This is a genomic window from Nostoc sp. DedQUE05 (assembly GCF_034530955.1).
Lineage (GTDB): Bacteria > Cyanobacteriota > Cyanobacteriia > Cyanobacteriales > Nostocaceae > Nostoc.
This window is the reverse complement of sequence record NZ_JAVRCB010000014.1, coordinates 137,909-159,301: the sequence shown is the minus strand read 5'-3', so window position 1 is coordinate 159,301 and position 21,393 is coordinate 137,909. Positions and strand designations below refer to the sequence as shown.

20 protein-coding genes and 1 pseudogene are annotated in these 21,393 nt (G+C 40.3%); 11 read left to right on the top strand and 10 right to left on the bottom strand.

The genetic code is table 11. The annotated features are described in order from the left end of the window. Together RMZ42_RS13145 and RMZ42_RS13140 are read left to right on the top strand one after the other, a co-directional pair. Positions 1–262, top strand: a pseudogene (locus tag RMZ42_RS13145) (hypothetical protein); the annotation flags it as partial. An 8-nt stretch (positions 263–270) separates the two neighbouring features. Next, positions 271–711, top strand: a complete 441-nt coding sequence (locus RMZ42_RS13140; RefSeq protein WP_322671829.1) for a DUF4332 domain-containing protein — start codon at positions 271–273, stop codon at positions 709–711. 55 nt (positions 712–766) lie between these two features. On the opposite strand, the gene RMZ42_RS13135 is transcribed toward RMZ42_RS13140, so the two are convergent. Next, entirely contained in the window at positions 767–1,381 is a 615-nt protein-coding gene (locus tag RMZ42_RS13135; RefSeq protein WP_322671828.1) for a TetR/AcrR family transcriptional regulator, read from the bottom strand. 414 nt (positions 1,382–1,795) lie between these two features. Here RMZ42_RS13135 and RMZ42_RS13130 point away from each other — a divergent pair, with 414 nt between their 5' ends. The 4 genes from RMZ42_RS13130 (at position 1,796) to RMZ42_RS13115 (ending at position 7,364) form a co-directional block, all read left to right on the top strand. Further along, on the top strand, positions 1,796–3,382 hold the full coding sequence (locus tag RMZ42_RS13130) for a pitrilysin family protein (protein WP_322671847.1): 1,587 nt from the start codon (positions 1,796–1,798) through the stop codon (positions 3,380–3,382). Between the two features lie 35 nt (positions 3,383–3,417). Beyond that, positions 3,418–4,935, top strand: coding sequence for a pitrilysin family protein (locus tag RMZ42_RS13125; RefSeq protein WP_322671827.1), 1,518 nt, complete (start codon positions 3,418–3,420; stop codon positions 4,933–4,935). Positions 4,936–5,168: 233 nt separating this feature from the next. Beyond that, a complete protein-coding gene (locus RMZ42_RS13120; RefSeq protein ID WP_322671826.1) occupies positions 5,169–6,113 on the top strand; it encodes a hypothetical protein in 945 nt (314 codons plus the stop codon). A 48-nt stretch (positions 6,114–6,161) separates the two neighbouring features. Next, entirely contained in the window at positions 6,162–7,364 is a 1,203-nt protein-coding gene (locus RMZ42_RS13115; protein ID WP_322671825.1) for an alpha/beta hydrolase, read from the top strand. Between the two features lie 45 nt (positions 7,365–7,409). Here RMZ42_RS13115 and RMZ42_RS13110 read toward each other — a convergent pair whose 3' ends face one another. Then, positions 7,410–8,045, bottom strand: coding sequence for a hypothetical protein (locus RMZ42_RS13110; RefSeq protein ID WP_322671824.1), 636 nt, complete (start codon positions 8,043–8,045; stop codon positions 7,410–7,412). Between the two features lie 140 nt (positions 8,046–8,185). Here RMZ42_RS13110 and RMZ42_RS13105 point away from each other — a divergent pair, with 140 nt between their 5' ends. Next, positions 8,186–8,617, top strand: coding sequence for a biotin carboxylase (locus tag RMZ42_RS13105; protein WP_322671823.1), 432 nt, complete (start codon positions 8,186–8,188; stop codon positions 8,615–8,617). Between the two features lie 134 nt (positions 8,618–8,751). Here RMZ42_RS13105 and RMZ42_RS13100 read toward each other — a convergent pair whose 3' ends face one another. The 3 genes from RMZ42_RS13100 to upp all read right to left on the bottom strand — a co-directional run bounded on the left by RMZ42_RS13100 (position 8,752) and on the right by upp (position 10,230). After that, positions 8,752–9,021, bottom strand: a complete 270-nt coding sequence (locus tag RMZ42_RS13100; protein ID WP_322671822.1) for a YggT family protein — start codon at positions 9,019–9,021, stop codon at positions 8,752–8,754. A gap of 129 nt (positions 9,022–9,150) precedes the next feature. Then, positions 9,151–9,504 (bottom strand): hypothetical protein, encoded by a 354-nt coding sequence (locus tag RMZ42_RS13095; RefSeq protein ID WP_322671846.1) that lies wholly within the window; start codon positions 9,502–9,504, stop codon positions 9,151–9,153. A gap of 75 nt (positions 9,505–9,579) precedes the next feature. After that, positions 9,580–10,230 (bottom strand): uracil phosphoribosyltransferase, encoded by a 651-nt coding sequence (gene upp / locus RMZ42_RS13090; RefSeq protein ID WP_322671821.1) that lies wholly within the window; start codon positions 10,228–10,230, stop codon positions 9,580–9,582. A gap of 357 nt (positions 10,231–10,587) precedes the next feature. Between upp and crtH the strand changes: the two genes are divergently transcribed. Beyond that, complete coding sequence (crtH, locus tag RMZ42_RS13085; protein WP_322671820.1) at positions 10,588–12,078, top strand: carotenoid isomerase; 1,491 nt, start codon at positions 10,588–10,590, stop codon at positions 12,076–12,078. Positions 12,079–12,383: 305 nt separating this feature from the next. Here the strand turns inward: crtH and RMZ42_RS13080 are convergent, their stop codons facing one another. Continuing rightward, positions 12,384–12,944 (bottom strand): DUF1003 domain-containing protein, encoded by a 561-nt coding sequence (locus tag RMZ42_RS13080; RefSeq protein WP_322671819.1) that lies wholly within the window; start codon positions 12,942–12,944, stop codon positions 12,384–12,386. 631 nt (positions 12,945–13,575) lie between these two features. On the opposite strand from RMZ42_RS13080, the gene RMZ42_RS13075 reads away from it, so the two are divergent. Together RMZ42_RS13075 and RMZ42_RS13070 are read left to right on the top strand one after the other, a co-directional pair. Next, positions 13,576–14,937 carry a serine hydrolase gene (locus RMZ42_RS13075; protein WP_416211812.1) on the top strand — a complete coding sequence of 454 codons (1,362 nt, stop codon included), beginning with the start codon at positions 13,576–13,578 and terminating at the stop codon, positions 14,935–14,937. Between the two features lie 801 nt (positions 14,938–15,738). Then, positions 15,739–15,888 (top strand): PsaJ protein, encoded by a 150-nt coding sequence (locus RMZ42_RS13070; protein WP_322671817.1) that lies wholly within the window; start codon positions 15,739–15,741, stop codon positions 15,886–15,888. A 61-nt stretch (positions 15,889–15,949) separates the two neighbouring features. On the opposite strand, the gene purT is transcribed toward RMZ42_RS13070, so the two are convergent. The 4 genes from purT to RMZ42_RS13050 form a co-directional block, all read right to left on the bottom strand. Beyond that, a complete protein-coding gene (gene purT / locus RMZ42_RS13065) occupies positions 15,950–17,113 on the bottom strand; it encodes a formate-dependent phosphoribosylglycinamide formyltransferase (RefSeq protein ID WP_322671816.1) in 1,164 nt (387 codons plus the stop codon). A gap of 65 nt (positions 17,114–17,178) precedes the next feature. After that, positions 17,179–17,661 (bottom strand): pentapeptide repeat-containing protein, encoded by a 483-nt coding sequence (locus RMZ42_RS13060; RefSeq protein ID WP_322671815.1) that lies wholly within the window; start codon positions 17,659–17,661, stop codon positions 17,179–17,181. Positions 17,662–17,808: 147 nt separating this feature from the next. Next, positions 17,809–19,584: an ABC transporter permease subunit gene (locus RMZ42_RS13055; protein WP_322671814.1), complete on the bottom strand. Its 1,776-nt coding sequence runs from the start codon at positions 19,582–19,584 to the stop codon at positions 17,809–17,811. Between the two features lie 47 nt (positions 19,585–19,631). After that, on the bottom strand, positions 19,632–20,582 hold the full coding sequence (locus RMZ42_RS13050) for an ABC transporter ATP-binding protein (protein WP_322671845.1): 951 nt from the start codon (positions 20,580–20,582) through the stop codon (positions 19,632–19,634). 574 nt (positions 20,583–21,156) lie between these two features. On the opposite strand from RMZ42_RS13050, the gene RMZ42_RS13045 reads away from it, so the two are divergent. After that, positions 21,157–21,393, top strand: a 237-nt coding sequence (locus RMZ42_RS13045; protein WP_322671813.1) for a hypothetical protein, incomplete at its 3' end; no start/stop codon positions are given.

Genomic DNA, 21,393 nt, shown 5'->3' with positions numbered 1-21,393 from the left:
AATCGCATTGTCAGGCGAAACAATCGCATTGTCAGGCGAAACAATCGCATTGTCAGGCGAAACAATCGCATTGTCATGCGAAACAATCGCATTGTTAGTCGATGCAATCGCATTGTCAGTCGATACAATCGCATTGTCAGTCGATGCAATCGCATTGCAGAAGGTTGGCTTAAAATTGCACATCAATACAAACACTAAACAGCAAAAGCGTTCTTTTGCGAAGAAGCAACTGTCACAATATTTAAACAAGCCTATATTTTAATTTCAAAAATGTCTGCTAAACACAAAGATAGTAGAACTAGTATCCAATCTCGTGATTGGCCAATTGAGCAATTACCTGGACTGAGCCATGAGGAACAATCTCAACTCCAAAATTGTGGGATTACTAGCACAGTAGCTTTAGTCAAACAAGGGAAAACTTTAGAGTCAAGACTAGCGTTAGCAAATAAACTACAGATTCATCTTCAGTATGTAAATAAATGGATGGCTTTAGCTGACTTGGCGCGTATTCCCAGTGTCGGGACACAATATTGTGGTTTATTGCTTCATGCGGGTATTGGTTCTGTAATGCAGTTAGCTCAAACTCCCACTCACAGATTGCACCAACAAATCATGCGCTTGCAGGTAGCAACAATGCAGCGCCGAGATTTGTGTCCAGCACTTGAGCTAGTACAACAGTGGAGTCAGCAAGCGAAAACAATCATTAGTTAGGAGTTAGGAGTTAGGAGTGAGGAGTTAAAACTCATAACTCATAACTCATAACTCTTCACTCTTTAGCTAAAACACCATTAAGAAAAATATCAGCGAGTCCTTCGGCCATTTCCTGCATTTGTTGGGGAGAGGCATCAGGTTCCATGAGGGTATTGTTAGAAAAACCTGCGATCGCAAACATTCCTAAGAAAACTTTCGCAACTAACTTTGCGTCCCCTTGACGATAAATACCTTTATCCATTGCTGTTTGAAAGAATGCTTCGCCGACATCAGTCATTTTGGTAATGACTTCTAATTGAATGCGATCGCGCAAATCGGGGTGAAATTGCACCTCCATAAAACAAACCCGCATCAAATCGGCATTTTTTTGAAAATTCCACATCCGACGGCGCATCACTTGAGCGACGGCTTTATAGCTGCCCATTTCACTCAATTCTGTGAGTAAATCTGTAAGAATCTCTACCCAGCCATTCGTGGCTACTTCTACCAAAATTGCTTTTTTATTCGGAAAATGACGAAATAGAGTACCTTCAGCTATACCTGCCGTTTGTGCTAAGTCGCGGGTGGTAGTGCCGTCAAATCCCTGAGAGGCAAACAACCGTTGCGCTGCCTGTAAAATCCGGGTGCGCGTCTGAGCCTCTGAGGGCGGGGAAGAATTAAAAACTCGCATAACAGTTATGGTTAGATATCCGTAACAAGACTTGTAGCATTATTGTCTAACATCAAGTGAAAGAGCCACTGAAAGCTTAATACAAGATTAACGCTCTTTTGCTAAGTATCCTGTTATTTAGGTAATGTAACTTTATCTTACTTCTCGCTTATGAACCAGAGCAGTCGGTCAATTTTAGATTTTAGACTTCGGCTACGCTCAGTCGAACGATTGGGGACTTCGACTTCTCTCCGAGACGCTACGCGAACGCTCAGTCGAACGATTTTGGATTGGTCAGTTGAAAGAGGCAGGAAGCAGGAGGCAGCAGGAGGCAGGAGAAGCTTTTCAGTTGTGGATTCGTCGCCCCTTACTGATTTGAAACCATTGAACTCTCCTTCACCTTGCTTTTTCTGGTCAAATTTTCCTCCTGCCTTCATTGATAATGTATCTGTCATATTGCGGCGGTTGTTTGTTACTTTGTTGACTTTAATTATCTTTTCGTGGGGATTGCTGCCTGAAGTTGCTTTAGCTCAAACTCAGACAGCACCTCCTCAAGAAACTAAAACTCAAACTCCGCCAGTTGAAAGTTCAATCCAACCTTATCTCGATCGAGTTATTAAGCAATTAACGGAGTTTCGCCTCGACAATGGTTTGAAATTTATTGTCTTGGAACGACATCAAGCGCCCGTGGTTTCTTTTCTCACTTATGCGAATGTGGGTGGTGTGGATGAGCCAGATGGTAAAACTGGTGTAGCTCACTTTCTAGAACATTTGGCATTTAAAGGCACAACGCGCATTGGTACACAAGACTACAAAAAAGAAAAACCGCTACTAGATACCTTAGAGCAGTTGAATGCTCAAATTAAAACAGCGAAAGCCAATGGCAGAAAAGCTGAGGTTATTCGGTTACAAACTGAGTTTGAGCAAGTGGAAGCGCAAGCAGGCAAGCTAGTCAAGCAAAATGAATTGGGGCAAATTGTCGAACAAGCGGGTGGCGTGGGTTTAAATGCCAATACTTCAACCGAAGCGACTCGTTATTTTTACAGCTTTCCTGCCAATAAGCTAGAACTTTGGATGTCGTTGGAGTCAGAGCGATTTCTCGATCCGGTAATTCGTCGTGAGTTTTATAAAGAGAAAGATGTAATTTTAGAAGAACGACGGATGCGGATAGAGAATTCACCTATTGGACTGATGGTGGAAAAGTTTATCGATACTGCTTATAAAGCCCATCCCTACAGGCGTCCGGTGATTGGTTATGACGAAGATATCCGCAATCTGACACCAGAAGATGTCCAAAAGTTTTTTGATACTCACTACGTACCAAGTAATTTAGCGATCGCTATTGTCGGAGATGTCAATCCCACTCAGGTGAAAAAACTGGCGCAAACTTATTTTGGCCGCTTTCAAGCCAAAACCAAAGCTGTTGAACAAATCCCAGTAGAACCGCCACAACAACAAACACGGGAAGTTACTTTACAGCTACCTTCTCAACCCTGGTATTTAGAAGGTTATCATCGTCCGGCAATTACTCATCCAGATAATGCCATCTATGAAATCATTGGTAGTTTATTAAGTGATGGGCGCACATCGCGGCTATATAAGTCTTTGGTAGAAAAGCAACGTTTGGCGCTAAATGCTCAAGGTTACAGTGGATTTCCTGGAGATAAATACCCAAACTTGATATTTTTCTATGCTCTCACAGCTCCTGGTCATACAGTTGATGAGTTGGCGGTGGCTTTACGTCAAGAAATTGACAAATTAAAAACTGAGCCTGTGGCGGCGGTTGATTTGCAACGAGTGAAAACCCAAGCACGGGCAGGTTTGTTACGTACTCTCGATTCCAATATGGGTATGGCTCAACAATTGTTGGAATATGAAGTGAAAACTGGCTCTTGGCGGAATTTGTTTAAGCAGTTGGATGACATTTCAGCAGTGACGACGGCTGATATTCAACGGGTGGCAAAGGAAACTTTTACGCCGAAAAATCGCACGATTGGGAAGCTGTTGTCGAAAGCAGCATGAACAACAAACCGCAAAGGGCGCACAGGAAAATAGATATGCAGAAGTACAAGGTGAAAGCTAAAAGGCAGATAGCGTTGAAAATTCAAAATAGCAAAGGGTTGATTTATGCTTTGGTTGCTGTTTTTGCGTGCTTACTTTTAACTTGTAATTTTTCTCTGGCGGCGACGGCTGAGGCAAAACATTACACAGAATTGCAGCTACCACCGCTACCTGAGATTAAGTTACCCAAGTATGAGCGGTTTGTGCTGCAAAATGGCTTGGTTGTCTATTTGATGGAAGATCGCGAATTACCGTTGGTGAATGGTACGGCGTTTGTGCGGACAGGGAATCGCTTGGAACCAATGGAGAAAGTTGGGTTGGCTGGTTTTACAGGCGCAGTAATGCGAACTGGAGGAACTAAGCAGCATTCGCCTGATGAACTCAACGAGATATTAGAACAACGGGCGGCATCTGTGGAAGTTGGTATTGGTGAAACTTCTGGGAGTGCTAGCTTTGACGCCCTCAGTGAAGATTTAGAAACAGTGTTTGGGCTGTTTGCTGAGGTGCTGCGATCGCCTGTATTTGCTCAAGAAAAGCTAGACTTAGCGAAAACTCAAGCCAAAGGTGGCATTGCCCGTCGAAATGACAATCCAGATGGGATTGCTAATCGGGAATTTAAAAAATTAATCTATGGCAAAGATAGTCCTTATGCTCGCACCATAGAGTATGCAACGGTGGATAAAGTTGAGCGTGAGGATTTGCTCAAGTTTTATCAACAATATTTCCACCCCAATAATATGATTTTGGGAATTGTGGGCGATTTTGAGAGTAAGAAAATGCGATCGCTCATTCAAGCTAAGTTTGGCGATTGGCAGCGTAACCCAGGTATTGCTAAACCCACATTACCAAAGGTTTCACCAGCTAATACAGGTGGAGTCTTTTTTGTCAATCAGCCCCAACTGACGCAAAGTAGTGTGCTTATCGGGCATTTGGGCGGACGTTTCGACAATCCCGATTATGCAGCGCTGGATGTATTGAATGGAGTGTTAAATGGATTTGGTGGACGCTTATTTAATGAATTGCGATCGCGTCAAGGTTTAGCTTACTCTGTCTACGGCCAGTGGAGTCCCCGTTTCGATTATCCTGGCATATTTATCGCTGGTGGAGAAACGCGATCGGATGCTACTGTCCAGTTTGTCAAAGCCTTACAAGCCCAAATCAAGCGCACCCAGACTCAAAGAGTAACGGCAAAAGAACTCGCTTATGCCAAAGAGTCTACACTCAACTCCTTTGTATTCAACTTTCAAGACCCCAGCCAAACCTTATCACGGTTGATGCGATACGAATATTACGGCTATCCTGCTGATTTTCTCTTTCGCTATCAAAAAGCCGTCGCCGCCACCACAGCAGCCGATGTCCAACGGGTAGCACGAGAATATCTCAAACCAGAAAAGATTGTAACTCTAGTAGTGGGGAATCAAACTGCTATTCAACCGCCATTGACACAGTTAGCAAAACAGGTGACACCAATAGATGTAACGATTCCTGGTTCGCAGCCACAGGCAAAGAATTAATCGCGTAGATGGGTAGATACTAAGTATCCAAATAAAATCGCAAGACTCAGATCCCCGATTGTCTAAGAAATCGGGGATCTTGTTTTTAAAATAATTTTCTCCATTATCAGGAAACGACTAAGGACAAATTGGAGTAACAAGTAGAAACTAAATCAGGAACCAAAACCTCTGGGAACTCCAGAGGTTTTTCTCTACTCATCTTTATAGAAGCGATCGCTCCAGCATACACTTCTATGAATGTTTTATTATTTGCCATCCTGTTGGCAATTAACTTAGGTGCTGGATGTTATTTGACTCTAGCTAATCCTCTAAAAGTCTCAGAGCAAACATCAACTAAACTTATTTTTATTATTCGACCAAAAGTATTTTTAGGTTTGGGAATATTTTTTAGTCAATTGTTTGTTTTATTTTTATTTGCGTCTATTGTATTTACACCTATTACACAACTTGTCTGCAATCGTTATCCAAACAATATATCTACTTCAAATATTGATTTGAGTGCGGGACAAAATACTCTAACAGTGATGTGTAAGTTAACAAAAAATAATTGGTTAGGTCGAGAACAGAGTCAAACGCTAGTTTCTGAGTTACTAGAGGCTAAATTGGAAACCCAGATTGATACTGATGGTCAGGCTAAGTATTATAAATATAACATTTTACTATTAAATGATAGAGATAGTTTTCCTTTTTCACGCGCAGGATATCCAAAATTTAACCTTGAAAAATTGCAATTAATAGTATCAAGAATTAATAATTTTTTGAAAAACCCTATAGAGAATAATTTAGCAGTTATACTTGATGAGACTTTTACGGGTTACATTTCTGTCATGATTACTGTATTCTGTGGAATATTAGCGTTGCTAGTAGCGTCACTAGGTTTATTTATCACTTGTAATTTTGACAAGGAAACAAATACTGTAAAGCTTAGTCGTTACAGGTGGTTTGGAACGTTAGGAAAAACAGTTTTTCAATATTCTTTGAACGAAATTACTGGTATTAAGCTTGAACGGATTGATACTAGTATAGGCGAATACTTTTTTCGGGTTATTTTAATACTAGAATTGGGTGATAATCTACTATTAACGCCCAATTATACTTCAAATTATATAAATGGAGATTTTATAGTTAAAGTAACTAAAGATTTTCTGGAACTAAAACATAAAGATAGTGCTAGATAAAAGCGTGAGATTGGTTTCTTTGAAGTCATTACTACCGCATTTTTATTTATGTTTGTTAAACCAAAAATATTTTTATCATCGCTTGCATTATTACTCAGTTTTGCAAGCCTATTTCTTAGCGCTTGGATTATTCTTCCTGCTCCAAATATGTTTTTACTCACACTAGCAGTAGGAGCGCCAGAAGTCAGTCCTTGGTTATTTTTATTAAATTTGCTCTTTTTATTGCTGTCTTTATTCTATATCCGTCGCCGTCAACTCCAACGTTTAGTTTGCATTTTCAGTTTAATCGGATTGCTAATTTGTGGATGGGTGCTAGTGAATATCCCACTAACTCAAATGCAGATGGCTAAAGCGATGAAACAAGGGTTGGGAGCAAATTATCTAGAGCAAATTCCAGTCCAAGTAAGGGCTAATATGCAAACCCATCCTTTTAACTTAATTAATTTCTTTCGGGGTATTCCATTAGGTAAAACGCGTCATCAAAAAGATATTCTCTTTGCTTCTCCTGGGGGAGTGCCTTTAAAAATGGAAGTTTACCAACCCCCAGAGGTAGGAAAATATCCAGCAGTGGTAGTAATTTATGGTGGAGCTTGGCAATATGGCAATACTCATGCCAATACCGAGTTTAATCAATATATTGCTAATCATGGATATACAGTATTTGCGATCGACTATCGACACGCACCTAAATATCAGTTTCCATCTCAGTTAGATGATGTGCGTACAGCCCTAAATTTTATTCGCAAACATGCAGCTGAATATGAAGCCGATTCAGAACGTATGGTACTTTTAGGACGTTCTGCTGGGGCACATTTAGCAATGCTAGCGGCTTATCAACCCGATGCACCACCCATTCATGCTGTGGTGAACTATTACGGGCCTGTTAACTTAACTGAAGGATATAAAACACCACCAAATCCCGATCCTATAAATTCTCGCGCTGTTTTAAAAGCATTTCTTGGTGGTTCTTTAGAAGAATTGCCTAATCGGTATAAAATTGCTTCACCGATAAATTACCTAACGCACCCTTTACCGCCAACTTTATTAATTTACGGCAGTCGCGACCATTTGGTGCAAGCGCGATTTGGCAGACAGATGTATGAACGTTTACATAATTCTGGCAATACTGCGGTTTTTCTCGAAATTCCTTGGGCAGAACACGCTTTTGATGCTGTTTTCAACGGTGTGAGCAATCAATTAGCGTTGTATTATACTGAGAGATTTTTGGCTTGGGCGTTGTTAAAGCAATGATTTGATTCGCAGACTCATTCACAAGTATTAAAAACTCAGCACTCCTTACTCCTTTTGAGGCCAGCGCCAGTTATAGCGATTCCATTGATACATTCCTTGAATTTCATACTCAGCGCCGTTTAAAAAGCGGATGACACAATTAGTAGAGGAATCATCGCTGCATCTACGCCCGTCGTAGACATCGCTAATTTCCTCAACCTTAATTACCATACAGGGGAACCATTCCCGCTTACAAGGGCCATCTTCTTGCACCCATTCCCATAGTGCATTGGAAACTTCAATGCGATCGCCTACTCTTAACTTTAATGCATCCTCAAAATAAGAATACTTGTCAAAATGATATGACTCAACCCGATTCAGCCACTGTAAACCATAGCGTTGGCGAATAAATTGTACCGTTCCAGAATCCTTTTCCAGCAACCAGTCGTTGAGTAATTGCACTTTCCAAGTGCGGTTGCGTTGTTCTTCCTCCTTAACAAATTTTAAAAATGCTTCTAACTCTTCTGGGGTAAGTTCGTCTAGAGGATTAGCAATATTTGACATCCCAGACGTAGAATTTCCCTGAATTTGCTCAACCACTTGCAGTAATATCTGTTTCTGCGTGTCAGTGAGAGGACAGCTTGCTGCATCACAATCATTAAAGGCTGCGAACATAGCTACTTCAATCTCATCTGGAGTCATAAGTTCATAGCAATTGAGGGGTTATTCCCCTAATTATTACAAATGTTAAATTCAAGTCTCCAATCACCCTGTAGTTAAATTCAGGTAAGCTGAGGTTGTAAGTTAAATATTGTTTGCTAAATTAACTCACGGGGTCTTTTATGCGGTTGCGTTCACTCACGGTGGTTTTTATTTCATGTCTCATTACTTTTCTATCGTGGGTGATTATTCCCCCAGCTGTAGCCCTGACACAGATTAAACTATTTGATGTCTCTTATAAAGATTGTCCACCAGAACTAGCACAAGGGGCTGTTATCAGTAGTGGTAGCGCTGCTGCCAATTGTTTTCTTGTCGTTGGCAAAGCCGAAAATGGCACTAATAAAACAGTCTACGACGCAGATATTTTTGGACGCATCTATGATGCTAATAATGACTCGGTGATGCAAAACCGCACTCGCTTAGGCTCTATTACCGAAGTGCCACCAGGTATTAGCGATTTTGAATTGAGAATTTCTGTAGCTGCAAATCAACCTACTCCGTTGAAGCTAAAACAGTTCAAGGCTGCGGGGTTTAGCGGTCAAGTGCGTAAGTAATTCGTAATTCGTAATTCGTAATTCGTAATTCTTAGTACGGCTAGGTAATTAGAAACCCTGTAAAAAATCGTAGAGACGCTTGTATACTTAACGTCTCTACACAATTCTTTACCAAGGTAGTAATCAAAATCCTTCTATAAGGGCAGGCTAGCTGGAATGGCACTCAGAAGACTACTAACTAGATTGAGTGCTAAGAAAGCTAAGATCGGCGAAAAATCCATACCGCCCAATGGGGGAATAATTGAGCGGAATAGATTCAGATAAGGATCGGTTATCTGGGCTAAAGCGGCAAATGGCTGGTTATACCAGTTGATTGTCGGGAACCAGGTTAGCAAAACCCGGATAATTAGCAAATAGCTATAAAAGGTGACAAAGGTAATTAGTGTCGTAATCAGTAAACTCATGGATAGCTTTGTTTCCTACTAGGTGTCAAACGCGGTCTTATGTTTTAATTTTAATTTAGTCCAAAGTCAAAAGTGTTTGCGGATTTCACGTTTACCACACTTGACACTTTCACCACGCCTGAACAAACTTCAGGAGTCTTTAGTGAGGGAGCGCTCATTGGTTGCTTGGGGTGAACCGCCATTAACATTTCCTAGTTGCTTTCGCACTTCATCAATTGTGGCATTTAGCTGGGCAATTTTATCTTCTAGCGATCGCCTGGCCGTCTCTATACCAGCACTCTCACTTTCTGAGGCTTTCATCTGACGCCGCTTTGCTGCTATTTTTTTCGCTTCGGCTTGACTATCTGTCAGTTCTGTCTCCTCTTCTATTAGCAATTCTGGTTCGCGGCGAGAAGCAATCAGTGCCCCGATAACACCGCCAAATACGCCACCAACAAAGGCCCCTGCTACAAAACCACTGCCAAAACCATCTCGCTGACTCATATCTTTACCGCCTTCAACAAACCTTGCAACTTTTACAGTAGTTATGCTATTTTCCTGCCCTAGCTGCATACTAGCTTAAGTCCCAAAGATGCGATCGCCTGCATCTCCCAATCCCGGTACAATATATCCCTTACTGTCCAGTTTTTCGTCAATAGTAGCCGTGTAAATTATTAAACCTGGATAAGCTTCACTCAATTTTTGCAAAGCTGGTGGAGCTGCTACTACACAAACAATCCGCGTCAGGGCAGGGTCAGCACCCCGTTGTATCAATTCTGCCATTGCTGCCATAATCGATCCTCCGGTTGCCAACATTGGATCGGTAACTAACACTCGTGTTTGGGGGTCAAATTTTTCTGGTAACTTGTTCAAATAACAATGAGGTTGCAGTGTCTCTTCATCTCGCGCCAAACCAAGGTGGTAAATCGATGCTAAAGGCAATAAAGTCTGCGCCCCCTCTAGTAATCCTAGCCCAGCTCGCAGAATCGGCACTACTGCCATAGGCACTTGCGGATCGATTACCGTTGCTGCACAGGTATCTAAGGGACTCTGTACTGTTGTTTCTTGGGTCGGCAACCAGTCTCGTGCAGCTTCATAAGTCAGCCATCTTCCCAACTCAGTCATGGCACTGCGGAATAATACTGAAGGCGTGCCTGCATCACGGGCAACTGCCAGCCAGTGTTTGATCAGGGGATGGGGTGGAACATAAACGCGCAATTGTAGCGTCATAGCCAGAAATAGGCGCCTTTTGATTGTATAAGAACTGAAACACCATAATACTCTTTCCTGCATCCGGCTGACAGCTTAAAATTAGCAATCTCAAGTTTATTGATAAATATTTTCATTAGTAGTTGACATTAATTCTCAATCAAGGCTATATTCATATACAGTGTTCTCCTCTCTTTTAAGGATCGGCAGACGGGATTAGCCAGCAGTAGCAGGCTCGTCCCTCTTTTTTTTGATTGGGCATTGGGCATTGGGCATTGGGCATGGGGCATGGGGCATTGGTCAAGTCATTAGTAAATATTGATTGACTCTAGACAAAGGACAAGGGACTCTAGACAGAGGACAGAGGACAAATGACAAATGACAAATGACGCAATCGTAATTGGGTCTGGGATTGGCGGATTAGTGACAGCGACCCAGTTAGCGGCGAAGGGAGCGAAAGTGCTGGTACTGGAACGTTATTTGATTCCTGGCGGTAGCGCTGGTTATTTTGAACGCCAAGGCTATCGATTTGATGTTGGTGCGTCAATGATTTTTGGGCTGGGACAGAACGGTACAACCAACTTACTCACCCGTGCATTATCAAGTGTAAATGTCAGCCAAGAAGCGATCGCAGATCCGGTACAGATTCACTATCATCTACCCCAAGGTTTAGACCTGAAGGTTGACCGGGTTTATGAAACATTTTTGCAAAATCTTACTGCTTATTTTCCCCATGAAGAACAAGGGATTCGTCACTTTTATGACGAATGCCAAAAAGTATTCAAGTGTCTCAACAGCATGGATTTGCTGTCGCTAGAAGAACCTCGGTATTTACTGCGCGTATTTTTCCAGCATCCTTTGGCGTGTCTCGGTTTAGCCAAGTATCTGCCGCAAAATGCCGGGGATGTGGCGCGGCGTTACATCAAAGACCCGCAATTATTGAAGTTTATCGACATGGAATGTTATTGCTGGTCGGTGGTTCCATCAGATATGACACCAATGATTAATGCTGGAATGGTCTTTTCTGACAGGCATTATGGCGGAGTTAACTATCCCAAAGGCGGAGTCGGACAAATTGCCCAAAAACTGGTGGAAGGTCTAGAAAAGGCTGGAGGTCAAATTCAGTACCAAGCTAGAGTCACCAAAATTCTTACAGAACAAGGAAAAGCGGTAGGTGTGCAACTGGCTAATGGTAAAGTATATCGGGGTAAACGCATAGTTTCTAATGCTACACGCTGGGATACATTTACACAATTATTACCAGTAGAAGCAATGCCAGATAATGAGAAAAAATGGCAACAAAACTACCAAAAATCTCCAAGCTTTTTGAGTTTGCACATCGGGGTAAAGGAGTCAGTTTTACCTGCGGGGACAGAGTGTCACCATATTTTGCTGGAAGACTGGGAAAAGATGACAGCAGCAGAAGGCACAGTTTTTGTTTCGATTCCGACATTGCTTGACCCAGATTTAGCACCAAATGGATATCATATCATTCATGCCTTCACGCCTCACTGGATTGATGATTGGCAAGAACTTTCTCCAAGTGAGTACGAAGCAAAAAAAGAAAAGGCAGCTTGGCGAATTATTGACCGCCTAGAGAAGCTTTTTCCGGGTTTAGATGCCGGATTGGATTATTTAGAAGTGGGGACACCGCGCACACATCGCCGCTTTTTGGGTCGTGAAGATGGCACTTATGGGCCAATTCCCCGACGTAAATTGTGGGGGTTATTGAATATGCCCTTTAATCGCACAGCTATATCAGGACTTTATTGTGTAGGAGATAGCACTTTTCCAGGTCAAGGTTTGAATGCAGTTGCTTTTTCTGGATTTGCTTGCGCCCACCGTATTGCCGTAGATTTAGGATTTTAACTACAGATACAGCCTCCGCAAAAAACCTAGTAAGCGGATAGTGTTACTAGTGAAGCTGGTAGCTACCCCAACAATCTGAGTAACTCTCAATACGTTTTGGTTAAGAAAGTTATCTGTTAAAACGAGTTCTTTGAGCGAAGGTAGAAGAAAGTGTTGGGGAAGCAAGAGTATTTAAATTTAATCTCTTCACTTTAAGTGCCTCCAAACCACCTTCCCAGCTTATCTAAACCGTATTGAGATGGGTAGCAAATACAATCAAAAAGTTACTAATTTTAGTACTTTTGCTAACACAATAGTAAGTGTTGTTACTCTTGGTCTGGTATTTTTTGGTTCCGAAAATTAGCTAACTCTGATGCTAAAGTCTCTTCTAATGCATCTAGAATCGCTTGGGGATCAACAGCTTCCTTCATTATTTGGGCCTGCGGATCGGAGCGATTTTTGACATTGGGAATATCTTGGCGTAATTCTTCAACTAAAGCGATAAGTTTTGCGATTTTCTGCTCAGAGAGCAGGTTAAGCTGAAGGCTAAGTTGCGCCCGTTGCTCTGCTAATTTTTCCTGACGCTCTTGTTTTATCAACACCCCTGTTGTTACTAACAGGGAACCTGCGGTCAGTGAAAATTGTAGCCAAGAAAATGGCGGGGGATCGAATCTTGATATGCCTAAACGTCGTGGTAAAACATTGGGTGTTACCCACAGAATAATTCCTAACAGGATGCTATACAGGAATACCGGACGACCAAAAAAGGCTGTTACCGTTTCTACAAACCGTTGATGTTGAGGTACGTCTTTCTCATAACGTCTGTGCAGGTCAATAATAGTCTCGATATTTTGACTAATCGCTTCCGGCAATGGGGCAGTGGGCAAAATGGCATTGTTGAAGATGGTACTTGCGGTGAATCTTTTGGATTTGGTTTATCTTGGGAAAACATGGACAGTTTACTTGCAGTACTGATTTCTCTAAATCAATAACTCAAGTTTCAGCTATATATGTATACTTTTAGGTAGAAAAATAGATAAAAGTACCTATAGACAGATTTTGGGAAATTGCTATTGCTGTTGGATCAAGCAGATATATTGAAACAGAATCATAGCATCAATTTTCTTGTTTCAATATTGTATTTGAGATATAGTGATTTGTTAAAACTATAGTTGATTATATATTTTTTAGATATGTCATTTTGATGTCAATGCTATGTCAGGATAACAGTCATGTTTATGTGGTATGTCTATCGAATATCTAATGTAGATTTCGCAATAAAAGCTTTCAGTGACACAATTGAGGCATTACAGCTCACGCCGGAGAAATAGTCATCAGCGGCGATACGCAAACGCATTCGTGCGTGGATGCAATAGATTACGCCACGCTCAAAATCGGTTCGGTTGGTTCTTTACCATGCCTTTTCACTGCAATTTACTAAACTTTTCATAATTGTGCTTTAATGGTGGGCGGCTTTTGTTCGTTCAAGAATTTTCCTCACACACAACGCGATCGCTGATGCTACTCACACACAAAGAAAACATTGTAAAATTCAGTTGGCTTCTACCCAGCTTCTTAAGCTTAATCCTGCTTGGCTCTACTGTTAAAGCTAATGGTGCGATGCCTGCGGCGGGCGTAGCGATGGCTAATTGGCATTTTGATAGCAATCGCAATCATCTGGACTTCACCACAGATGAAAATGTTCAACCGAAAGTACAATTACTTACCAGCCCGACTCGTCTGGTAATTGATTTACCTGGAGTTACATTAGGATATCCACAGGCTAGTCAAAGAGTGGGATTAGTAATTAAAGACATTCGCATCGAGCAGTTTAACGCAGAGACTACCCGCATGGTAGTTACTTTAGCACCCGGTTACACCTTTGATTTAGCACAGGTGCAACTGCAAGAGGAATCCCCCAATCATTGGTCTGTGCAGTTACCCAAACCCATACGATTGACTGCAACCCAGCCGCAATATTTAGAAATAACTCCGAGTATTTCTCCAAGAGTGAATGATAATAGCACTCTCTTTGCTGGCGTGGTTCCAATGCATTCACCGATGAAAGCGCTGGAACCTCAAATTAAAGCCTTGATGAATCGCTACAGCTTTCTGAAAACAGGAATGTTTTTTCTGGATTTGGATACTGGGGATTATTTGGATATTGGAGGCGATCGCGTTTTCCCGGCTGCTAGTACAATTAAACTGCCAATACTTATCGCTTTTTTCCAAGATTTAGATGCTGGTAAAGTCACCCTTCAGGAAAACCTGACGATGCGGCGTGACTTAGTTACCAATGGTTCTGGAAGTATGCAATATGAGCGAGTTGGCAAGAAGTACACAGCTTTGGAAACCATCACTAAGATGATTACCATTAGTGATAATACTGCCACCAACATGATTATCGATCGCTTAGGTGGAGCGGCGAAACTAAATCAGCGTTTCCGTAGTTGGGGACTGAAAGACACGGTAATTCGCCATCTTTTAGCTGATTTGAGAGGAACCAACACCACAAGTTCTCAAGATATGGCGCGGGTGCTGGCTTTAGTTGTGAATAACAAGTTAGTTTCGCCCCAAAGTCGGGAGCAAGCCTTAGATATTCTGCGTCACACCACAATTCATACACTGCTTCCCGCCGGTTTGGGGAAAGGTGCAGTTATCGCCAACAAAACCGGAGATATTGGGTTTCTTATTGGCGATGCGGGATTTGTGACTATGCCCAATGGTAAGCGTTACCTGGCGGCTATCTTCGTTACCCGTCCTTATAAAGACACAAGAGGGAGAGACTTTATCCGTCAAGTTTCCCAATTAGTTTACAATTATCTGAATCAGCCGAATCCAGTTGCTGCGGTTGATTCGCTTAATAGTGTTGCGAAATAGCAGTTCAAAATAGATATTGCTAGGGGCGCATAGCTATCATAGGTGTCAACTTAACGTGAAACCTTTGCAATAGCCTTATATCAAGTCCACTCAATTACTAATTATACCCTTGCAACCCCATCCCACTTTTATCTAGCGACAAAATCTACTTTCACCGCGAACCTACGCTGTACACACAAGTCTGAAATGGCTGAAAAACCCAAGGTTTTACCCCACCCTAACCCTCCCCGTATGTATTGGGGAGAGAATTAGATTTCTTTCTTGCCTAAAATTTAAGTGTTTTGAGTTTCTGTTACAAAACTTGCAAAAGTGAGGGAACTAGATTTCTTTTTTTACCCCAATGCATCGGGGGGTTAAGGGGGGTAATTCGACTTGTGTGTACTACAATCAATTCATATTTTTCACACATAATTTACGTATTTAAAATAACAAATTAGCTTAATATCCTGTTATTTCTTTAGATAGAGGATAAAAATAATTCGCAAAGTTAAATTTAAATTAGGTGCTATTTCATACTCATGGTTTAATTTTTAAAGCTCCTAAAAATATTTTTTAGGAGCTTTTTTAAAATTAAAAACAAAGCAAGTATGTTGGAGATATTTTAGTTATTATCTAATTATCTTGCCAATACTTGAAAAAGAGATGAAAAGTGATATTTCAGATATAAATATCTCTTAAATGGTTATTATGGCATTGTCATTCCGTCCAAAGTGAGAAGTCTTGAAGTATCACAATATCTTTAGTAAGTGCAACAATGCAACCCCAAATAGTTGCAGTTCGGAAAGTTTTTAGGAGCATTATATGCAGAAATCAAACAACCAACAAACATATTTCCTTAAGTATCTTTCCCTAGCACCCGTTCTTGCTGTTCTTTCGATATCAATTGCCTTTTCTACCTGGGCGATTTTTAATTTCATTTTCCCAGACCTTCTCTTTCATCCTATGCCATAAGTCAGTCCGCCATAGGTTCAAACCTATGGCTAATAAACAATTGTGCTAAAGCAGGCTAAATTTAGATAATTGTGATTTTACTTGCAGCTCTAGTAGCCTTTTCCCTAGCCTCTTGGACATTCACACCTTTCGCCAAAGCTACGCCCATTCGCCGATATAGATGAGCATTAGGTTTACCAAATAATTTAATATCTACATCTTTTTCTGATAAAGCATCGGCGACACCACTAAAAGCAATAGAATCAGATTTTTCTGAGGCTAAAATTACTGCACTAGCTGATGCTCCTAGCTGTTCAATATGAGGAATTGGCAAGCCTAAAATAGCTCGCAGATGTAGTTCAAATTCGTTAAGATTTTGTGAGATTAATGTCACCATTCCCGTATCGTGGGGCCTGGGAGAAAGTTCGGAAAAAATCACTTCATCTTTAGTAATGAAAAATTCAACGCCAAAAATTCCGGCTCCTCCTAAAGCATCAGTGACTTTTATAGCTATTTCTTGGGATTTTGATATTTTATCTTCATAAATTTCTGCGGGTTGCCACGATTCTTGATAATCGCCTCTTTCTTGGCGATGACCAATGGGAGAGCAGAAAATTGTCGGTGCATTCCACTGTTTAATTGTCAGTAAAGTTATCTCAATTTCAAAGTTAATAAATTCTTCTACGATGACCTTTTGACTGTCTCCTCTAGAATTAGCGATCGCATAATTCCAAGCTTTCTCAACTTCACTCTTATCCTGCACTACAGATTGACCTTTCCCTGATGATGACATCACCGGTTTAACAACATTGGGAAAGCCAATTTTATCCGAAACTGCAATCAATTCTTCTAAAGTTGTTGCATAACCATATTTAGCCGTTCTGATGCCCAATTGTTGATGCGCCAGTTCCCGAATTCGATCGCGGTTCATTGTATAGTTAGTAGCAGCCGCAGTCGGAATAACTGTAATCCCTCGCTGTTCAAATTCGATGAGTTTTTCGGTTCGGATTGCTTCAATTTCTGGTATAATAATATTTGGCTGATGTTTTGTCACTACAGCTTCTAAATCATCAGCACTGAGCATAGAAATAACTTCATAAGCATCAGCAACCTGCATCGCTGGAGCATTGGTATAGCGGTCAACGGCAATCACATAATTACCAAGACGTTGAGCAGCGATCGCAAATTCTTTGCCTAGTTCTCCTGAACCCAGCAACATCAATTTTTGGGGCAACTTAATACTCATTAATTTATCCAGATCGATATCAATTCAATCATCTTATAATTTTTTGTGTTTTCATTACTAACTTCTCAAGAATTAAATATCGCTTTGCGTAATTCTAAATCTTGACGTTGTAAATGATTTAAACCAATACCCACGCCAAATTGACACTTATCTACTTGAGTCTCCAACCAAATAGTCTCGTTCAGAGTTGCACCTCGTAAATCTGCATTTCTCAAGTCTGCTTTCGTAAAATTTACAAATAAAAGGTCTGCATTTACTAAACTACTACCTTGGAGATTTGCTTCTGACAAATTTCCTCGTATGAAGTTGACATCATCTAAAATTAAACCAGATAAATCTGCTCCCATAAGATTAGGAAACTTTAGCTGACTGGGATATTTAAAAAATCTCATTATACAGATGATATTAGCTTCATTTAATCGTATTTTAGTTAAAAAGTCATAACGAGCGATGCCCAGTTGCTTAAGAATTTGTAGACGTTCTGGGGGACTTTGTTCTAAAAAGTGAATGGCTGTGTAGCGTAGGTCTTGAGTAGAGATGTTTAACATGATTTTCAGATTGCTGTGATACTTGTGTCAATACAAAAATTAACAAATAATAGATAATATAGCAGTCTTAAAGCATTCATAAAAAATAAAAACCCCAATTTATTTGATAAATTGAGGTTCTAAGTTTATTGATAACTATCTAGCTAGTTATGCTAATAATGCTTTCGTAGCAGATTCGCCTGCTAATCTCACTTGCCTTGTCAACTGCAAGTTTAACCATCCTAGAAAAGTTAACTCAGCGAGGAATGCCATAAAAATTGTTGTCGTACTAGAGCCTTGTATACCAGCCCAAGGAAAAGTTGAAAACAGCCATACAGTAGAAACCGCAGTAGACACCTGTGATGTGATGCCGATAAATTCTAAAATTATCGGTGGTAGTAACACTGCTGTACCTATAATCCGAATTGCCCAGAAAGAACGTTTGGGAGTTTTCAGCAAAAGTAGCAATTGGGCGATAGTAGCGTAAATCATGATTACGCTGATAGACAAAGCTATAGCTAAAAGTACTTTAAACCTGTCAACATCTTTAACCAGCCAAGTTTGGTCATTGTTAGTATCAAAAACAGATGTAAATGAAATCCAGACTAGCCAGGGGATAGTAACAATTGTAAGATTAATTGCGATCGCCACGAGTGCAGGGCTTTTTTCAGCCCAAATTAGATCCTGCCAAATACTCTTGTGGCTAGAAACTCCTTGATGTCGATATCTTGCCCAATCTTGTACATCTTGACGGTGAGGCGAAAGAACTGCAATTAAACTTAAAATCAACACCAAGTTGTACGATGCTAGCAAAATGTAATTTCCCCCAAATTGTTGATCTAATGTGTAACTATTTTCACCAATTTGTAAAGTAAAACCCCAGATCATCAACTGGCAAAATGCTACTAATAAATAACTTTGCTTCTTGCTAATTATTGAGGCTTGAGGATTACGGAAGCAACGTTTAAGAATGTGCAAAATTCCGTAACTGCACAATCCCAAGTTTAATAAATGAAAGCCAAGAATACTAATAATATTTCTCCCTAATGGGAGATAGAAAAATTGCAGCTTTTTAATATCCGAGTCATTGGATAGATTAAACAAGTTAGGAAATAAATAATTAGTTGTATCCCAAGGATTAAAAAGTCTAAACCAAGCAGTTGAATTATTTAAACTGTGGTTAGAAGACGATGCGAGTAACATCGTTATGAACAAAAACATAAAAGTTATACCGCTAACTAATAAACCTAACAAAGGCTGAGAACCACTAAATGAACGGCTAAGTAAGCTAAGTAGTAGTGCCGCACTGTAGAAGAAAATACAGCTAGCAGCAAGAATTGCGTAGTAACCCAAAATGTAACTAAAAGCAATTTTGGCAGAAAGCCCAGCCCATAAATGTAAAGGAACTGCTACTAAAATCATGAGATAAATTAAACTCGGAACTCCTAACAACTTGCCAGTCAATATACTTGTTTCTGATTGGGGACTAAGACGGATAAAGTTGAGTGTGCCGCGAGTTTCTTCTTTAGCGAAATCATTGATTAGCAAATAAGTTCCTGCAACTAGTAGTGTAAATATAAAAATTACACTAAATGTTAAGAATATATATTCCCAATGATCTCGCCACCACAACTGCCAATCAATTTGATTTGGGGGACAAAAATTTTTTGAAAAGAAATAATTTAACTCATCAATTTTAGATTGATTTGATTCCTTGAAAGCCTGTGTTTGTTGCGGTTGATATATTTGACTTAAACGACAGTATGTACCAGTTAGGGAGTATTCATTATCAGGAAGGTTACTTAAATGATATAAGAGAACTACCAGTTGCAATAGTAAAGATGTTACAACTACGATCGCTACATTAAAAAATTTAAATTGTCCTTTGAGTTCGCGAAATAATTGCGGATTCCAATCGCCGATTTTGTCAATTAAATTAAGCATAGTCTGAAAAATTTCTCCAAAAATAGTGAGTGAGATTTATTGATGAATCAAGATGCTTGTTTGTGACCTAATTTTAAAAAAATGCTTTCTAAGTCTTCTTGCGTGCAGTGAAAATCAGTTAAAGGAATGCCGATTTTGATTAGCGATCGCAATAACTCGGCACTATCTTCATCTTTGCCCGAAAAATTCACCCGCACGCTGTTTTTTCCTGATATCACCTCCCATTCTTCTACTAAAGGATGGTGTTTAAGCTCGTTCAAAAGTGTCTCTAAGTTCCCTAGAGTTGATAACACAATTTGCTGATGGGCTAGACGTTGATAAAGTTGCTGTAGGGAAGTACTTTCTACTAAAAAGCCAAGTTCCATAATTCCTACAGAAGTACAAATTTCCGCTAAATCGCTGAGAACGTGGGAGGAAATGATGACAGTCATTCCAGCTTCTTGCAAAGCCTTAATAATTTCACGAAAGTGCATCCTCGCAATCGGATCGAGTCCAGAAACAGGCTCATCTAGTAATAGTAAAATTGGTTCGTGGATAATAGTTCGCGCTAAACTTAAACGCTGTTTCATTCCCCTCGACAGAGTAGAAATCTGACTATTGCGTTTATTACCAAGTTGAATAAGTTCTAAAACTTCATGTAAGCGTTTAGTGCGGCGCGGTTCTCGCAAACGATATAAACGCGCAAAGTAATCTAAGTAATCCCAGACTGTCAAATCTTCATATAGTGGGTAGTCATCGGGTAAATAGCCAAGATGACGCTTAAGTTTGAGATTACTGTTGTCACGGATGAGGCGATCGCCATTAATATAAATCTCACCCGTAGTTGCTTCCTCAGCAGTCGCCAACATTCGGATGAGAGTTGTTTTACCCGCGCCATTCGGCCCAATCAATCCATATACTTCCCCCGCCTGGATTTCTAAATCCACATCATTGACAGCAACGTGTCGGTCAAATTGCTTAGTTAGTCCATGGGTGCAAATTGCTATTTCTTTTACCATCGCGACTGGGGTGCGGCTTGTGATTAACACTTAACGTAACCTCTTTCTACAACTTCTGTCAGTCTGGTTTCAGAAATTGAAACTAATTTACGTAAAGTTGCTTTGAGCAATACTTTGGACGATTTTTAGTTGAGGGAATCGGCAAGCTATCAAATCATTAAAGTGCTGATTAGAACAAACAAGCACCTTAATGGTTCGATAGCTGTATGGAAATTGATAAACTCCGCAGAAACCCTCAATTTATCACTTCTGCTTTGCTAATTCCTTGTCTATAGCCGATCTCAAAGTAGTATTGCCACCGTTGCTCATCCGTCAAGCTTTATTTGACTAAGTGTTCTAAGTGATTGATAGCAAAATTACATATATTTTTTTTTAGATAATTTCTAAACAATGCTAATACTGGTAACAAAAACATTAATACTGTTAACTCTTCATTAAATTAAAAAAAAATAGCCGTCATTTCACCAATTTAAATGAAATTAATAAAACTAGTAAATTCGCTAGTTACAAGTGCTACTCAGACTACTTAGCATGAGAAGCGAAACAAACATCAAGATTTTGCCTGGAGTTATCAATGAATAAGCAACTTTCTACTAACGCTTTAATTATTGTCATTAGCTTGCTTGGGGTATCTTCTGGTATCACACCGGCTTCAGCTAACTTCATATCTGCAATAACAACAGCCACAAAAACTGAAGTTCCTAAAACAGTACAAAGTGTAACCACAACCACTAATACTGCTGAAGTCGCAAAAGGCGTTAAAGCTACTGTGCAAGAGACAACTAATACCACCGTTGGACAAGTGGCTGGA

Bases quoted from the DNA above. Each gene is read 5' to 3' on its own strand.
- RMZ42_RS13115 (WP_322671825.1), top strand. From the start codon at position 6,162: ATGTTTGTTAAACCAAAAATATTTTTATCATCGCTTGCATTATTACTC.
- RMZ42_RS13055 (WP_322671814.1), bottom strand. From the start codon at position 19,584: ATGCTTAATTTAATTGACAAAATCGGCGATTGGAATCCGCAATTATTT.
- RMZ42_RS13060 (WP_322671815.1), bottom strand. From the start codon at position 17,661: ATGTTAAACATCTCTACTCAAGACCTACGCTACACAGCCATTCACTTT.
- RMZ42_RS13100 (WP_322671822.1), bottom strand. From the start codon at position 9,021: ATGAGTTTACTGATTACGACACTAATTACCTTTGTCACCTTTTATAGC.
- RMZ42_RS13125 (WP_322671827.1), top strand. From the start codon at position 3,418: ATGCAGAAGTACAAGGTGAAAGCTAAAAGGCAGATAGCGTTGAAAATT.
- RMZ42_RS13120 (WP_322671826.1), top strand. From the start codon at position 5,169: ATGAATGTTTTATTATTTGCCATCCTGTTGGCAATTAACTTAGGTGCT.
- upp (WP_322671821.1), bottom strand. From the start codon at position 10,230: ATGACGCTACAATTGCGCGTTTATGTTCCACCCCATCCCCTGATCAAA.
- RMZ42_RS13110 (WP_322671824.1), bottom strand. From the start codon at position 8,045: ATGACTCCAGATGAGATTGAAGTAGCTATGTTCGCAGCCTTTAATGAT.
- RMZ42_RS13095 (WP_322671846.1), bottom strand. From the start codon at position 9,504: ATGAGTCAGCGAGATGGTTTTGGCAGTGGTTTTGTAGCAGGGGCCTTT.
- RMZ42_RS13050 (WP_322671845.1), bottom strand. From the start codon at position 20,582: ATGGTAAAAGAAATAGCAATTTGCACCCATGGACTAACTAAGCAATTT.
- RMZ42_RS13070 (WP_322671817.1), top strand. From the start codon at position 15,739: ATGCAGAAATCAAACAACCAACAAACATATTTCCTTAAGTATCTTTCC.
- crtH (WP_322671820.1), top strand. From the start codon at position 10,588: ATGACAAATGACGCAATCGTAATTGGGTCTGGGATTGGCGGATTAGTG.
- purT (WP_322671816.1), bottom strand. From the start codon at position 17,113: ATGAGTATTAAGTTGCCCCAAAAATTGATGTTGCTGGGTTCAGGAGAA.
- RMZ42_RS13075 (WP_416211812.1), top strand. From the start codon at position 13,576: ATGCTACTCACACACAAAGAAAACATTGTAAAATTCAGTTGGCTTCTA.
- RMZ42_RS13135 (WP_322671828.1), bottom strand. From the start codon at position 1,381: ATGCGAGTTTTTAATTCTTCCCCGCCCTCAGAGGCTCAGACGCGCACC.
- RMZ42_RS13140 (WP_322671829.1), top strand. From the start codon at position 271: ATGTCTGCTAAACACAAAGATAGTAGAACTAGTATCCAATCTCGTGAT.
- RMZ42_RS13105 (WP_322671823.1), top strand. From the start codon at position 8,186: ATGCGGTTGCGTTCACTCACGGTGGTTTTTATTTCATGTCTCATTACT.